Here is a 14,812-nt window from a genome sequence, read left to right on the forward strand (position 1 = left end):
TGACCTTTTTGTTTTTATATTTAGGCATGGACTACCCTTGGCATCTATATTTAATGGCAGTTATCTATATGGTTTCTGGTATTTTTCATTTTGCCAAACCAAGGGCATATATGAGAATAATGCCCAGATATCTTCCCAACCATAAACTCTTGGTCTATTTAAGCGGTGCAGCAGAACTTCTTTTGGGTATAGGATTATGTTTTCTATCACAAAAAATTTATCTATTTACGGTATTATTGTTATGCTAGCAATATTCCTCCTAGTACATATTTATATGTTGCAAGAAGAGAAAGCCTCATTGGGGATACCAAAATGGGTTTTAGTACTAAGAATACTTCTTCAATTTTTGCTTGTTTATTGGGCATATTTTTATTTGGCACTTTAAAAATTTAACATAATAAATTTGAGTTATTATCACTTTTTTTATAAAATTTATACACAACCAACTCCTGATAGACATTTTATTAATCATATACTCAAAATAATTGTGAATATTTTGAATATTCCTTATTTAAGTATTGGTTGAAAGTTATTATCGGTTATTCTCCCCAAATATCCTATAAAATCTGTTGAACTCCCTTTTCTAGGGTTTCTCTAAAAAATAAATTATGCGCTATGAAATTAACAGTAATAAATCCTGCAGGAAATTTTGATCCTTGGAGCAAAAAATTAAAAAAAGAATTAGACAATATTAATCTCAATGAACCATTGGGAAGCTCTTTGTTGTTTGAAAATGAAAGCATTAGACTTTGGAATATATCATTAAAACCAGGAGAAAGGCTTCCTTTTAGAATCCAAAGAACCAATTACAATTGGATATGTTTAACAGGCGGAATTGCCATTTCTAGATTTAAAGATGGTAAAATATGCTTGGTACAGTTTGATAAAGAAGATGTGGATTATTGGGAATTTGTGAATAATGAATTGATTTGCGACCTAGAAAACATTGGGGAAGATGATATAAGCATTAACCTAATTGAATACGTTCCTTCCTTAAATACAGTTAACATTCCTAAACATTTATAAATTCAACACCTATACATATGATTTTTCTATCTTTATGTTATGAAAGTCATTTCAACCAATATAGGGCAGTCCACCACATTTATGTGGAATGGAAAAGAAGAACAGACCGGCATTTTTAAATATCCTGTTGACCAATCCCTATTTCTCACCAAAAAGGATGTAAAAAATGATACTTTAATAGACCGTGTTCACCATGGTGGTGAAAATAAGGCTTGTTATTTATTCTCAACAAGTTATTATCCCTATTGGCAAGAAAAGTATCCAGACCTAGAATGGAATTGGGGCATGTTTGGTGAAAACCTTACTATGGAAGGGTTAGATGAATCTATAATAAGTGTTGGAGATATATATAGATTAGGAACAGCATTGGTGCAAATTTCGCAACCAAGGGAACCATGTTATAAACTTGGAGTTAGGTTTGGTGATCAAAAAATCCTAAAAGAATTTATAGAACATGGTCATCCAGGAACCTACCTTAAAATTTTGGAAGAGGGCGAGGTAAAAATTGGTGATACCATGGAACTTGTGGAGCAAAACCAAAATGGTTTAACAACCCAGCAACTATACCAAGTAATACTACAAAAGGAAAAAAATAAAAATCTATTGCACATGGCTTTGGAAAATATGGCCGTTCCTGAATATAAAAGAAAAAGGCTAAAAAAGTATACCCCATAAAAAAAGGGGGCTACCCAACCCCCTTTTCTCCTGAAATAAAATTAACTTAACTTAAAAATAAACTAACTTAATCAACAATGACTTCTTTGTAGTATGTGTCATTGCTGTCTTTTACCACAACCATATAATTGTCGTTTAATGCATTTTCAAAATTGAAAGCTTTTTCTATCAATATCTCGTCTTTCAATGTTTCATTAAAAACTACTCTATTGTTACTATCATATACTTTAATTTCAACTGATTCTTTATCAAGATTTAGAAGGTTAACATAAACCATATTTTCTTTAGTTCTAAAAATTGGTTTCAAATTTTCTATAACTTCTAAAACAGTTACCAAACCATTTTCAATATCAATAGAATACTTAATTACTTTTAAAGAATTTTCTACTTTAAGAGTATAAAACCCATTGTCAAGTTTGCTTACATTAAATTTCTTATCATAACTTTCCTCAGTCACTGTTTCAAAATAGATTACTATATCTTTCGTATCTAAAAGCTTAACCGATGTTTCTTTGGATTGGGTATCCATGTGAAAAACCAAACTTTTGGCATCTGTAGTAGCCTTTAAAGAATGATTAAGTTCTTTTGCCATGCCCGCTACTGTAGTGAACATAATGGCAATAATCGCAGTAATTTTCAAAATTGTTTTCATAACATTTAAGATTTAAAATTTATAAATCATTTATAGTACAAACTTACAGCTGACATCTAACCCATACTACCTCACATTTTTCCTATTTATGTACTATTTTACCCTAAAACAACGTTAATATATTGTTAAGTGGTAATTAAGCATCTATTTTGGTTAATTTTGTAAATATTTCCTGTAAATGGCTTAACTAACTTTATACTATCAATTAAAAAAACATGATAAAACAAAAGCCTACTTTTGAATCTATAGAGCCAGATTTTGGTCACTCTTTTACATATCAAAAATTTGATGAGGATAAGGAGAATAATAACAATACTTGGCACTTTCATCCAGAATTAGAATTAGTCTATGTTAATGGTGGTACAGGAAAACGTCAAATTGGAAGCCACATGTCTTTTTATACCAATGGAGATTTAATTCTTATTGGTTCTAACCTGCCACATTGTGGTTTTACAGATAAACTCACTGGTAATAAAAGTGAGAGTGTAGTCCAAATGAAAGAGGATTTTTTAGGAAATGGTTTTTTTAACATTCCTGAAATGAAAAAAATACATAATCTCTTTGAAGTAGCCAAAGGCGGGGTTGCCTTCTATGGCAAGACCAAAACTATTATTGGAGAAAAAATAGAAATATTAGAATATCAAACAGATTTTCAAAGATTGTTGTCCATTTTAAATATTTTAAATGAATTGGGAAACTCTCAAGAGTTTAAGGTCTTAAACGCGGAAGGCTTTTCTTTGGAAACAGAAGTTAAAGACAATAATAGAATTAATGTTGTCTTCAATTTTGTGAAAACAAATTTTAAAGAAGAAATTACTTTAGATGAGATTTCTAATTTGGTAAGTATGACAGTGCCTTCTTTCTGCCGTTATTTTAAAAAAATAACCAATAAAACATTTACACAGTTTGTTAACGAATATAGGTTGGTCCATGCATCCAAATTATTGGCAGAAAAACCTATTAGTATAACAGAAGTTTGTTTTGAAAGCGGATTCAACAATTTCTCACATTTTAATAAATCTTTTAAGGCATTTACAGGGCATAGCCCATCTGAATATAGAAATCAGCTAAAAACAGTTTTACAATAGTGGAACGTTTGTTTACTGAAGAAATAAAACTAAAACTTCCTGATAGTGATATTAGCTATTTCCCAAGGTTTTTTAGTGTTGAAAAAGCTGATTATTATTTTCAAAAATTAAAAACTACAGTTCCTTGGCAACAAGATAATATTTTTGTTTATGGAAAAACCTACCCACAGCCTAGGCTAACAGCTCTATTTGGAAACAATGAAAAACCCTATTCTTACTCTAACATTACAATGCAACCTCATGAGTTTAGTGGTGTACTTTTTAAAATAAAACAACAAATAGAAAACAATATTAAAAAATCTTTCACAACGTGTTTGCTTAATTTATATAGAAATGGAAAGGATAGCAATGGGTGGCATGCAGATGATGAAAAAGAACTAGGAGAAAACCCAATTATTGCATCTGTCTCTTTTGGATATAATCGTTATTTTCATTTAAAACATAAAACAAACACATCTTTAAAACATAAAATATTATTGGAACATGGAAGTCTTTTATTAATGCAAGGTACTACCCAGCATCATTGGTTACATCAACTTCCAAAAACAACGAAGCAAATTGGAGAAAGAATAAACCTAACTTTTAGAGTAATCCAATAAAATTATTTGAAAAGGTCATTAAGGACTTTAGCCAAACGTACTCCACCTATTTGTAACTGCTTTTCAACTGTCCCCCAATATTTATAACTGTATTTATAACCTACTTTTTCTCCTACCTCAACAGAATCATACAATTCATTTGCCAGTTCCTGGGACTCTTCTACCCAATCAAAAATAGTTCCTTGCTGCATAGTTTTCTGCTCTTCACGGGACAATTTTGGAAGCTTATTGGCAAGTTCAGTATAGCTTAGTCCATAATCATCAATCATATTGGAATCCCAAAGTCGATGCAAATTAGTACCCCTGCCAAACCATTCTAACTGAAGGTCATTACCTCCTTTATCCTCTAAACGCCCCACATGCATAGGTTGATGTAGGTCTCCTACTAAATGAATTAGCATTTTTAAGTAAAAAATCTTGTCGTCCCTAGTACTATTTTCATCTTTTACTATTTCAGTACATTTTTGAATACCAATCATAATATCTCCATATTGGCTGGGTTCTACATCGGTATACTTTTTATCGGCAGGAAAATTAACATAATGCCATGCCGAATATTTGGAAAAACTTCTGTCTGCCTTAATTTCATCTGCAAAATTAGCAACAGAGGCCAAACTTTCCGTACCCAACAATTTTTTAAGTTCCCGCTTGGTTTTACTCTTTATATATTCTTGTGCCACTTCACCGATTACTCTATGTCCCGTTTTGGACCATACCATATCATTTGCAAAAGAAAATTGTACACACATAAAAAACAAAAGACAGGCTTTTTTCATAACAAAAGAGTTTTTTCAAAAATAAAAAAATGAACAGTAGGTTATAGTACTAATTCAATAATTTAATCCCCATTTTATTCTTAATGTCCCAAATACACTTAAGCAATAAAATTTGGGATTTTTTTAACGCTTTAAAGGCTTAAATTTGAATCACCAACTTATCAAAAAAACTATGGCGAGAATCTTACGCTGCCTTTTCTTTTTAACTGTTACTATTTCTTGTTATGGGCAAGAAAACAAAAAGTTCACTGTAAAATACATTTCAGAGAGTATAGATATAGATGGTATTCTTGATGAATCCATATGGGAAAGTGCTGAAAGCGCCCATGATTTTCATCAATATTTTCCATCAGATTCTATTCTGTCTCAACTTCCAACAGATATAAAAATGCTTTATACAGATGAAGTATTGTATATAGGAATTACAGTTAAAACAGAAAGCAATGATTTTATAATAACATCCCTTCAAAGGGATTATAGAGCAGGCGGAACAGACAGTGTTAGTTTGCTCTTTGATACTTTTAATGATGGCACCAATGCTTTTCTATTTGGTATAAACCCCTATGGTGTCCGCAGGGAAGCTTTAGTATCCAACGGAGGAGCAGATATAAGGGGGTTTACCACTTCATGGGATGTTAAATGGCGAGGAGAATCTAAAATTTATGACGGGTATTATACTTCAGAAATTGCTATACCCTTAACTTCATTCAAATTCAAGGAAGGTGAGACCAAATGGCGTTTTAACAGCTATAAATTTGATATGCACCTGAACGAACGTAGTACATGGATGCACATTCCACAGAACCAGATAATCATCAATCTTGCCTTTATGGGCGATATGTATTTTGAAAAACCTTTGGGGAAATCACGAACTCCACTGGCAATTATACCTTATGTTAATACTATATCTGCAAAAGATTTTGATACAAATAACAACCTTACAGATATTAATTTTGGGGGTGATGCCAAAGTGGCCATAGGGAATGGTATGAACCTGGACCTCACCATAAATCCTGATTTTTCAAATGTTGAGGTAGACAATATTGTAACCAACCTAACTAGGTTTGAGGTTTCTTTACCAGAACGGCGTCAATTCTTTATAGATAACAATGACCTTTTTGGCACCTTTGGGGATAATCGAGATGGTAACCCATTTTTTTCAAGAAGAATTGGTCTAACAAAAAACAAGGATGATGAAACCATTGAGAATGGAATTATTGGTGGTGTTAGATTAAGTGGAAAGTTAAACCAAGATTGGAGAATAGGACTGTTGAACATACAGACCGAGGAGGATTTGGAAAATGAAGTTGCCAGTAACAACAACACTGTATTTGCCCTCCAGAAAAAAATGTTCTCCCGATCCAACCTAAGCTTCATTTTTGTGAACAGAGAAACATTTAAAGACTACGATTTTCTTGATGAAACGGACAGGTACAACAGGGTTGTTGGTTTGGATTATAATCTAGCATCACAGGACAATACATGGGTAGGAAAGTTCTACGCACACAAATCCTTTGCTCATGATATTGGGGATGATGATGGTTCTGCTGGAATGGAATTAATGTATAACTCAAGAAACTTAAATTTAAGGTTAAAAGGAAATTACGTTGGGAATGATTTTAGGTCTGATCTTGGTTTTGTAAGAAGGACTGATATGTTAGTTATGAGACCGCGCATAGAATACGTATTCTGGCCCAAAAAAGGAAAATTAAACTCCCATGGTTTTAGGTTTAGCCCAAACTATTTATGGAAACCTACCCTAGATTATAAAAATACGGACTACACCTTATTTTCAGCGTGGGAAGCTAAATTTAAAAACCAAACTGAATTATCTGCGAAAATGTTTAACAGATATACTTTTTTAACGGATACTTTTGACCCGACTAGTACGGATGGTGCAATACCGCTGCCAGCAGATCAAGGCTACCATTACACAAGTTTTCAATTGGAATTCATGTCCGATCGCAGGAAAACCTTTTCATATTCGCTAAAACCAGATTTCGGAAAATTCTATAACGGCAATCGTCTATCCATGGAAGGGCTATTTAATTTTAGGTTTCAACCAAAAGTCTCTTTGTCATTGGCACTTAACTATAATAAAATAGATTTGCCCGATCCCTATCCCAGTGCTGATCTATGGCTCCTGAGTCCACGAATAAATATTACGTTCAATAAATCGGTCTTTTGGTCCACTCTTATACAGTACAGTAATCAAGATGATAATTTGGGCTTCAATTCCAGATTGCAATGGCGTTTTGCTCCATTGTCTGATTTGTTCATTGTTTACAACGACAATTATTTTGTAAACACCTTTAGTCCCAAGTACCGATCTATCAATCTTAAATTTACCTACTGGCTAAATATTTAATATGAAATTCCAAATGTTATGTTCCGATTTGGACGGAACACTATTGTCTACAAAAGATAATGTTTCAGATTTTACCATTTCAGAAATTTCAAGAATAAAAGAATTCACACAAATTGTTCTGGTTTCTGCAAGAATGCCAAAATCCATGACGTATTTACAAGAAAGATTGGGAATCATGAACGAACCCATAATTTGCTATAATGGGGCACTTGTTATGGATGGTGAAAACGAACTAGCGTCAACATTTATGGACATGGAATATGTGGAAAAAGTCTATGATTTAGCTAAAAAAAATCAAGTTAAATTAGGACTTTATTATAAAGATGAATGGTATGTAGAGGAAGATTCCGAACGGGTGCAAAAAGAGATAAAATATACACATGCAGTTCCAAAATTTAGAAATACAAAAAACACTCTAGAAGATTGGAAGCAAAGAGAAATTGGAGCTCATAAAATCATGTTGATGGGTACAAAGGAAAGCTCAGATTTATTATTTCCAATTCTTCAAAAAAAACTAGGGCTATATCTACATCTATATCGTTCTAATGATACTTTAATTGAAGTTGCCCCGATATCTGTATCCAAATTATCTGCCATAAAATTACTATTGCCCAATAAAGATGCCCTTAAAAAAGTAATTGCATTTGGTGATAATTACAATGATATGGAAATGTTGAAACATGTGGGTTGTGGCGTGGCCGTTACCAATGGAAGAGAAGAGCTTAAGGCTATTGCAGATTATGTAACCCTATCCAATACAGAACATGGAGTTGCCCATTATATTAAAGAACACCTCTAATTTACCTATATTTGGAAAGGACCTAAATTCCCTTTTAAATGAATCAACCTTTTATTACTGATGACACCGTTGTTTTTGGCTTACTTACCCTCTGCTTAGGTTTTATATTTTACACATCTTCAATAAACATAGGTTTTTGGAAAAAATTCTATTCCATTGTTCCTGCCGTCTTAATGTGCTACCTATTACCTGCTATTTTGGCAAGTTTGGGTGTCATTTCTGATGACATTTCCAAATTGTATTTTATGGCAAGTAGGTACTTGCTCCCAGCTGCGCTAATTTTAATGACCTTGAGCATAGATTTAAAAGCAATTAAAAGCTTAGGATCTAAGGCTTTAATTATGTTTTTAACAGGTTCCTTTGGTATTATAATAGGAGGACCTATTGCAATTTTGATAGTTTCCATTTTTTCTCCTGAAACTGTTGGTGGCAATGATTTTGACGCCATTTGGAGAGGGCTATCTACTATTGCAGGAAGCTGGATTGGCGGCGGTGCTAACCAAGCTGCCATGTTAGAGATTTTTCAGTACAACCCTGAAAAATATGGGGGAATGGTTTTGGTAGATATTGTAGTTGCCAATATATGGATGGCAATCCTCCTTCTAGGAATTGGTAAAACAAAGAGGATAGATAAATGGCTAAAGGCAGATACATCTGCTATAGAAACATTAAAGATTAAAGTGTCAGAATTCACCGAAAAAATTACAAGGGTACCAACATTAAAAGATTATATGATGATGCTTTTCTTTGCCTTTACAGGGGTTGGGATTGCACATTTCTTTGGTGGACATATCAGTAATTTTCTCACCACTACTTTTGATGCCGTGAGTGACAAGAAGAGCTTTTTATCCTTTTTGGGGTCTGGTTTCTTTTGGATGGTTGTTTTAGCTACAGCCATAGGAATTGCATTATCATTTACTAAGGCCAAAAATTATGAAGGAGCTGGTGCCAGTAAAATTGGCGGTATGTTTATTTATATTTTAGTAGCAACCATTGGTATGAAAATGGATTTGGGAAGAGTATTGGAAAATCCTGGATTAATATTAATAGGACTTATTTGGATTGTAATACACGCAGGGCTTATGATATTGGTTGCCAAGGTCATAAAAGCACCTTATTTCTTTTTAACTGTTGGAAGTCAGGCCAACGTTGGTGGTGCTGCGTCTGCCCCTGTGGTCGCTGCGGAATTTCACTCATCACTTACATCCGTAGGTGTCCTATTGGCCGTTCTAGGATATGTCGTAGGAACTGGGGGAGCCCTGTTATGTGCCTATCTCATGGAAATTGCATCAAAAGTTTAGTATTTCCGCAAACTTTAATGATATTTGCCGCTCTAAATATGTAAAATGAAGAAGATTTTATTTTTGATAGTTTTTAGTGCCATCCTAATGGCTTGTGGCAGTGACACAGAAAATACCATGACGGTTACCGGAAACATTAAAGGGTTAAAAAAAGGAGTGCTGTATTTGCAAAAAGTACCAGATTCAACTGTAGTAACAATTGATTCTATACAAATTGCTGGCGATGGTAATTTTACCTTTAAAACAGAATTGGAAAGTCCAGAAATTTTTTATCTCTATCTAAATAAAGAAGATAATAATGATATTAATGACAGAATCACCTTCTTTGGTGAGCCAGGTATAATTACCATAAATACAGCTTGGAATACTTTTGATACCAAGGCGAAAATTACTGGTTCCCAATCTCATGAAAAATTAGAAGAATACAGAAAAGTAATGTCTAGATACACCATGAAAAACTTGGAAATACTTCAAGCTGCTTATGACCCAGAGATTCCTAAAGATTCTTTGGTGATGGATTCTATAAAAAAAGCGAGTGATAGAAATATTCTTGGAGGATACCTGTATTCTATCAATTTTGCCATAAACAACAAAGACTCTTATATAGCCCCATATATTGCTATAAAAGAAATTCCAGATGCCAACAAAAAGTATTTGGATTCTATATACAATTCATTAACGCCTGAAGTTATAAACTCCAAATATGGTAAAGAATTAACGGCTTATCTAGAACGCATAAAATAAGCTAAGCTTCTCCGTTAAATATAAAAAAAGCATCCACAACATGGATGCTTTTTTTATATTTAAAGTTCTTGATTGATTGTTAAGACAGCTTGTTCAGCTTCTCTATAAGGCCTGTTGCCTTTTCTTCCAGCTCCACACGGACTTTTTTAAGATGCGCCTGTCTATTGTCCACATCTTTCTTATTCACTTTCGCCATTAAGTCATCAAAAATTTTAATTGCACCATCTATAATACTGGAACCTTCTTTTGAATCAGGTTTTTTTGAAGTTGCTTCCCATACGTAAACAGCCTCAATAATATCTCCTAACACAAAATTGATATCTTTTTTTAAATCTCTTATGCTTGCCATAATTCTATTTTTTACAAAAATACTCTTTATTGATTAAATAGTAACTTCTAATAATTTAGCACTATTTGTTTTAAATGATATTTCATTGGTGTTTGCAGGAATTAAAATAGTTTCCCCTTTCTTAATATTGGCTTCCCCCATTCCATTTTCAATAACAACATTGCCATCCACACACATATAAATGGTAAAAGAATCCCTACTAGTAATATCTTGCTTCATGTCCTTAGAAAGATTAATATAATTAGTTTTAAAATAAGGACAATCTACCATGGAGTTCACTTTATCTGCCTCGGCAGAATATTCGACCTTAAAATCATCTTTCTTGGTATAGTCAATGGCATCTATGGCCATTTCCGTATGTAGCTCTCTAAGGTTTCCATTTTTATCTCTACGATTAAAATCAAAAACACGATAGGTAACATCTGAGGTCTGTTGAATTTCAGCTAAAAGAACTCCTGCACCAATTGCATGAATTTTCCCTGTATTGATAAAAAAAGTATCTCCCTCTTTTACTGTTTCATAATTCAACAAATCCAACAAAGTATTATCCTCCATACTTTCTAAGTACTCTTCTTTTGTAACATTTTTATTAAACCCAACTATGAGATTTGCACCTTCATCAGCATTCATGATGTACCACATTTCTGTTTTTCCAAAAGAATCATGACGTTCTTTTGCCAATTCATCATTGGGATGCAATTGAATTGAAAGATCCTGTTTTGCATCAATAAATTTTATGAGAATGGGAAATTCCTTTCCAAAACGTTTTACAACACTTTTGCCTAACAATTCTTCAGCATTTTTATCAATTAAATCTTGAAGCGATGTGCCAGCCAGCTCCCCATTGGAAACAATTGAAATATCTCCTTTTACTGTTGACAGCTCCCAACTTTCCCCAGTTATATCATTCTCAATTGGTTTTCCCAGTACATCTTTAAGTTTTGTACCTCCCCACAATCTTTCTTTTAGGATTGGGTTAAATTTCAATGGATATAATTTCATTTTTCTTTTTGAAGTTTTAATATTGATTCTAACCTGGATAGGTTACATAATTTCGTTGTGTTTCATATAATACTACTTCCAACTCTTTTGAAACGTCTATGTGAGGTCTTAATTTATTCCAAATAACCATAGCTATGTTTTCTGCCGTTGGATTCAAATTCTTAAATTCTGGAACCTCAATATTCAAATTCTTATGGTCAAAAGCATCTTCAATTTCATCCCTAATAAGGGTTTTTAAAATTTTCATATCCATTACAAAACCAGTTTCAGCATCAATCTCACCTGTTACACTAACAACAAGTTCATAATTATGTCCATGAAAATTTGGGTTACTACATTTTCCAAAAATCATTGCATTTTTTTCGTTGCTCCAATCTGGTCTGTACAACCTGTGGGCTGCATTAAAATGTGCTTTTCTACTGACTTTTACTTTCATGATTACAGCTTATTTTTTATGAAAATACTCGTAAAATTTTTGAAAGATAATTTTAAACCAAACCGTATAATTTTCTGGAAATAAGGCCATGTCTTTTTTAATTTCCTCTGGATGCATCCATTTCCAATCCTCTACTTCTTCTAGGTTTACTTTTGGTTCATCATCATATAAGCCTATCATAACATGATCAAACTCATGCTCAGTAAGACCATTATCAAAAGGTGCTTTATAAGTAAAAGAAAATGCTTCTTCTAGTTCCACCTGAAATCCCATTTCTTCCTGAAGCCTTCTTTTACCAGCTTCTACATTAGATTCCCCTTCACGTTGATGACTACAACAAGTATTGGTCCATAACAAAGGAGAATGGTATTTATCAGCTGCACGTTGCTGCAACATTATTTCACCTTGATTATTCAATATAAAAACAGAAAAAGCTCTGTGTAGCATTGCTTTTTCATGAGCCTCCATTTTGGGCATAGTACCAATTTGCTCATCATTTTTATTAACCAAAATCACGTTTTCCTCTTCCATTCAACAAAAATACGAGGTTTGATTAATTTTAACAGTTATACCAATCATAAAAAAAGCACTTTTATTAAAAAGTGCCACTATAACTATTAAAGATTAAATCAATTTAGAAGAAACGCGGAGACTTTAGATTCTCTAGTGCCTTTATAAAATCGTATCTAAAAATAACTTCAAAAGACCCGTCATTAAAAATAGCTTGGCCCAACTCAGTTATTTCCCTGTCATATGCAATACCAATGAATAGTTGGTCTGTTGCATGAAATCCTGCCAAACCACTAAATGCCGCATCCCAACGATAAGCACCACCTAGAACAAATTTATCATTTAGCATAAAGTTAGCAGACAAATCCAATTGTAATGGGGCGCCTTGTGTAACCTTGGTCAATATGGTTGGTTTGAATTTTAAAAAGTTGTTTAGTTCAAAAACGTATCCCGTTATAAAGTAAAAATTCATTTGTTCAGCTGCCGTTGATAAAGAGGATTCATCAAAATGTGAAGTCTCCAACAATCTAGGAACAGAAAGTCCGGCATAAAAATTATTTGTATGATAATAAACTCCAACTCCAATATTGGGAGAGAATTTATTTTGAATATCCTGTTGTAAAGTTGGGTCTGGACTAAATTGATTTAATTCAGAAAACCTAATATCCAATAAATGTGCACTAGCTTTTAAGCCAAAGCTTAATTTAGCCTCCCGTGATGTATGTATGGTGTATGAAAAATCTATATCAAAATAAGTTTCGGATGTAGGTCCAATAGCATCATTAACTATTGAAAGTCCCATTCCCATTCCTCGATAGCCTACAGGTGTATGTATGTTCAAAGTCTGCGTTTTAGGTGCTCCATCTAATCCAAGCCATTGAGACCTATGCAAGGCAGCTATACTTAAATGGCCCCTAGAACCGGCATAACCTGGATTAATACTAACCGTATTATACATATATTGGGTATACTGGGCATCTTGTTGGGCTGACATGGATATAGTCATCAACAAAGAGGCATAGAAGAATAAGATATGATATAACTTTTTATATGAAATATTTTTTTTGTTGAAAACTGACATTTTTCTTTTATCTATTTATGTATATATATCCTGAAATGGATTGCATACTACCTGATGAATCTTCATAGTCCAGTACATAGAAATACGTTCCAACAGGAAGTTTATTGTCTTGATTCACAGTTATCCTACCTTCAGAAGTACCATCAAATACGTTTCCTTGTGAATTGTATGCCTTTGTCTGGTAAACTGAAACGCCCCATCTATTAAATATGGTAATAGTATTGTTTGGATAATTTTCTAATCCATTTATTACCAATACATCATGTATTCCATCTCCGTTTGGTGTCACTACATTAAATACTTCTATTTCTTCGTCTGTTGGACCTAAATCTGGGTCTAAATAATTTGGAATACCATCTCCATTAGAATCATCATTAATATAGTTGCCATCTCCGTCCAAATCTTCATCAATAGTTTCAATACCATCACCATCATCATCAGAGTCCCTATAATCAGATTCAGAATCAGAATCTGTGTTTGGTAAGTTGTTAATTGGGTCATCTATTTCGTCATTTACATCCAAATCAATAGTTGTACTTCCTTCAAAACCATCATCCAAACCATCATTATCCTTATCAGACCCTATAATAGATACATCTGCAATACCATCTTGATTAAAATCATGAGCTTCAATTACATCCAATATATTATCATTATCACTATCCTCATCAATGTAGTCTGGTAAACCATCACCATCAGTATCTTCAGGAAGCAATCCAACATTGCCATTGCTTTCATAAGCGTCATCTAAACCATTACTATTGCTATCTAATCCGCTTGGAGGGATATAACCTGATGTAGTCTGAGCCTCAACATTATCTGGGATTCCATCATTATCACTATCTACATCCATATAATCTGGAAAACCATCTCCATCTGTATCTGTTGGATTAGTTGATGGGTCATTGTCATTGTCCAAATTAAGGTCTTCAAAACTATCAAGGATACCATCATCATCAGCATCCAAATCACTAACCAAAACATCATTGTCTAAAATAAGCCCTACCGCCATATCTGAAATATCTCCTACAGTCCCAGAAACTACAGTACTAATTGCTATTGTAAACTCTTCGTTTCCTTCAACAATTGTATCATCAATGGTTGGCACTGCCACTGTTGCTGTTGTATCACCAGCTAATATTGTAACCGTTACATCTGTAGTTATATAATCAGTTGCATCTGCTGTACCATTAGTAAGAGTAAATGTTAGTGTAATATCTTCTGAACATCTTGCTTGACTTAATGTAATTGGAAAAATAATATTTTGACCTTCAATAGCAGATGCATCTCCTATACTGATGTCAGGAATTGTATCATCTACTGTAATGGTCTGGGTTACATTAATACTGTTACCTGCGGCATCTGTCACACTATACGTTCTGGTGATTACCCCTGGGTTACTGCCC

16 protein-coding genes and 1 pseudogene are annotated in these 14,812 nt (G+C 33.4%); 9 read left to right on the top strand and 8 right to left on the bottom strand.

Features of this window, described 5'->3' with window-relative positions; translation table 11 throughout:
- Positions 1 to 26: 26 nt before the first annotated feature.
- From AC000W_RS13970 to AC000W_RS13980, 3 genes and pseudogenes are all read left to right on the top strand, one after another.
- Positions 27 to 385: pseudogene (locus AC000W_RS13970) on the top strand (DoxX family protein).
- 230 nt (positions 386 to 615) lie between these two features.
- Positions 616 to 1,026: a hypothetical protein gene (locus tag AC000W_RS13975; RefSeq protein ID WP_474749162.1), complete on the top strand. Its 411-nt coding sequence runs from the start codon at positions 616 to 618 to the stop codon at positions 1,024 to 1,026.
- A 39-nt stretch (positions 1,027 to 1,065) separates the two neighbouring features.
- Positions 1,066 to 1,701, top strand: coding sequence for an MOSC domain-containing protein (locus tag AC000W_RS13980; RefSeq protein WP_474749164.1), 636 nt, complete (start codon positions 1,066 to 1,068; stop codon positions 1,699 to 1,701).
- 67 nt (positions 1,702 to 1,768) lie between these two features.
- Here the strand turns inward: AC000W_RS13980 and AC000W_RS13985 are convergent, their stop codons facing one another.
- Positions 1,769 to 2,353, bottom strand: a complete 585-nt coding sequence (locus AC000W_RS13985) for a hypothetical protein (RefSeq protein ID WP_474749165.1) — start codon at positions 2,351 to 2,353, stop codon at positions 1,769 to 1,771.
- Between the two features lie 215 nt (positions 2,354 to 2,568).
- Between AC000W_RS13985 and AC000W_RS13990 the strand changes: the two genes are divergently transcribed.
- Together AC000W_RS13990 and AC000W_RS13995 are read left to right on the top strand one after the other, a co-directional pair.
- On the top strand, positions 2,569 to 3,441 hold the full coding sequence (locus AC000W_RS13990) for an AraC family transcriptional regulator (protein WP_474749167.1): 873 nt from the start codon (positions 2,569 to 2,571) through the stop codon (positions 3,439 to 3,441).
- The gene (locus AC000W_RS13995; RefSeq protein WP_474749168.1) at positions 3,441 to 4,040 is read left to right on the top strand and encodes an alpha-ketoglutarate-dependent dioxygenase AlkB family protein; all 600 of its coding nucleotides are present in this window, start codon (positions 3,441 to 3,443) and stop codon (positions 4,038 to 4,040) included. Before AC000W_RS13990 ends, AC000W_RS13995 begins: the two co-directional genes overlap by 1 nt.
- Before the next feature lie 2 nt (positions 4,041 to 4,042).
- Here AC000W_RS13995 and AC000W_RS14000 read toward each other — a convergent pair whose 3' ends face one another.
- Positions 4,043 to 4,816: a S1/P1 nuclease gene (locus AC000W_RS14000; protein ID WP_474749169.1), complete on the bottom strand. Its 774-nt coding sequence runs from the start codon at positions 4,814 to 4,816 to the stop codon at positions 4,043 to 4,045.
- A 172-nt stretch (positions 4,817 to 4,988) separates the two neighbouring features.
- Here AC000W_RS14000 and AC000W_RS14005 point away from each other — a divergent pair, with 172 nt between their 5' ends.
- From AC000W_RS14005 to AC000W_RS14020, 4 genes are read left to right on the top strand one after another with little or no spacing between them, the layout of a single operon-like run.
- Positions 4,989 to 7,184, top strand: a complete 2,196-nt coding sequence (locus tag AC000W_RS14005) for a DUF5916 domain-containing protein (RefSeq protein WP_474749171.1) — start codon at positions 4,989 to 4,991, stop codon at positions 7,182 to 7,184.
- A 1-nt stretch (position 7,185) separates the two neighbouring features.
- Complete coding sequence (locus AC000W_RS14010) at positions 7,186 to 7,983, top strand: HAD family hydrolase (RefSeq protein WP_474749172.1); 798 nt, start codon at positions 7,186 to 7,188, stop codon at positions 7,981 to 7,983.
- Between the two features lie 38 nt (positions 7,984 to 8,021).
- The gene (locus tag AC000W_RS14015; protein WP_474749173.1) at positions 8,022 to 9,284 is read left to right on the top strand and encodes a DUF819 family protein; all 1,263 of its coding nucleotides are present in this window, start codon (positions 8,022 to 8,024) and stop codon (positions 9,282 to 9,284) included.
- 45 nt (positions 9,285 to 9,329) lie between these two features.
- A complete protein-coding gene (locus AC000W_RS14020) occupies positions 9,330 to 10,028 on the top strand; it encodes a DUF4369 domain-containing protein (protein WP_474749175.1) in 699 nt (232 codons plus the stop codon).
- A gap of 79 nt (positions 10,029 to 10,107) precedes the next feature.
- Here the strand turns inward: AC000W_RS14020 and AC000W_RS14025 are convergent, their stop codons facing one another.
- The 6 genes from AC000W_RS14025 to AC000W_RS14050 form a co-directional block, all read right to left on the bottom strand.
- Positions 10,108 to 10,377 carry a hypothetical protein gene (locus AC000W_RS14025; protein WP_474749176.1) on the bottom strand — a complete coding sequence of 90 codons (270 nt, stop codon included), beginning with the start codon at positions 10,375 to 10,377 and terminating at the stop codon, positions 10,108 to 10,110.
- Between the two features lie 33 nt (positions 10,378 to 10,410).
- Positions 10,411 to 11,379, bottom strand: coding sequence for a type I phosphomannose isomerase catalytic subunit (locus AC000W_RS14030; protein WP_474749177.1), 969 nt, complete (start codon positions 11,377 to 11,379; stop codon positions 10,411 to 10,413).
- A 28-nt stretch (positions 11,380 to 11,407) separates the two neighbouring features.
- On the bottom strand, positions 11,408 to 11,815 hold the full coding sequence (locus AC000W_RS14035) for a 6-pyruvoyl trahydropterin synthase family protein (protein WP_474749179.1): 408 nt from the start codon (positions 11,813 to 11,815) through the stop codon (positions 11,408 to 11,410).
- Positions 11,816 to 11,824: 9 nt separating this feature from the next.
- Positions 11,825 to 12,346 (bottom strand): isopentenyl-diphosphate Delta-isomerase, encoded by a 522-nt coding sequence (gene idi / locus AC000W_RS14040; protein WP_474749180.1) that lies wholly within the window; start codon positions 12,344 to 12,346, stop codon positions 11,825 to 11,827.
- Between the two features lie 103 nt (positions 12,347 to 12,449).
- On the bottom strand, positions 12,450 to 13,406 hold the full coding sequence (locus AC000W_RS14045; protein WP_474749181.1) for a PorP/SprF family type IX secretion system membrane protein: 957 nt from the start codon (positions 13,404 to 13,406) through the stop codon (positions 12,450 to 12,452).
- Positions 13,407 to 13,413: 7 nt separating this feature from the next.
- A partial coding sequence (locus AC000W_RS14050) for a T9SS type B sorting domain-containing protein (protein ID WP_474749183.1) occupies positions 13,414 to 14,812 on the bottom strand: 1,399 nt, incomplete at its 5' end.

Source organism: Saonia sp. (genome assembly GCF_056326165.1).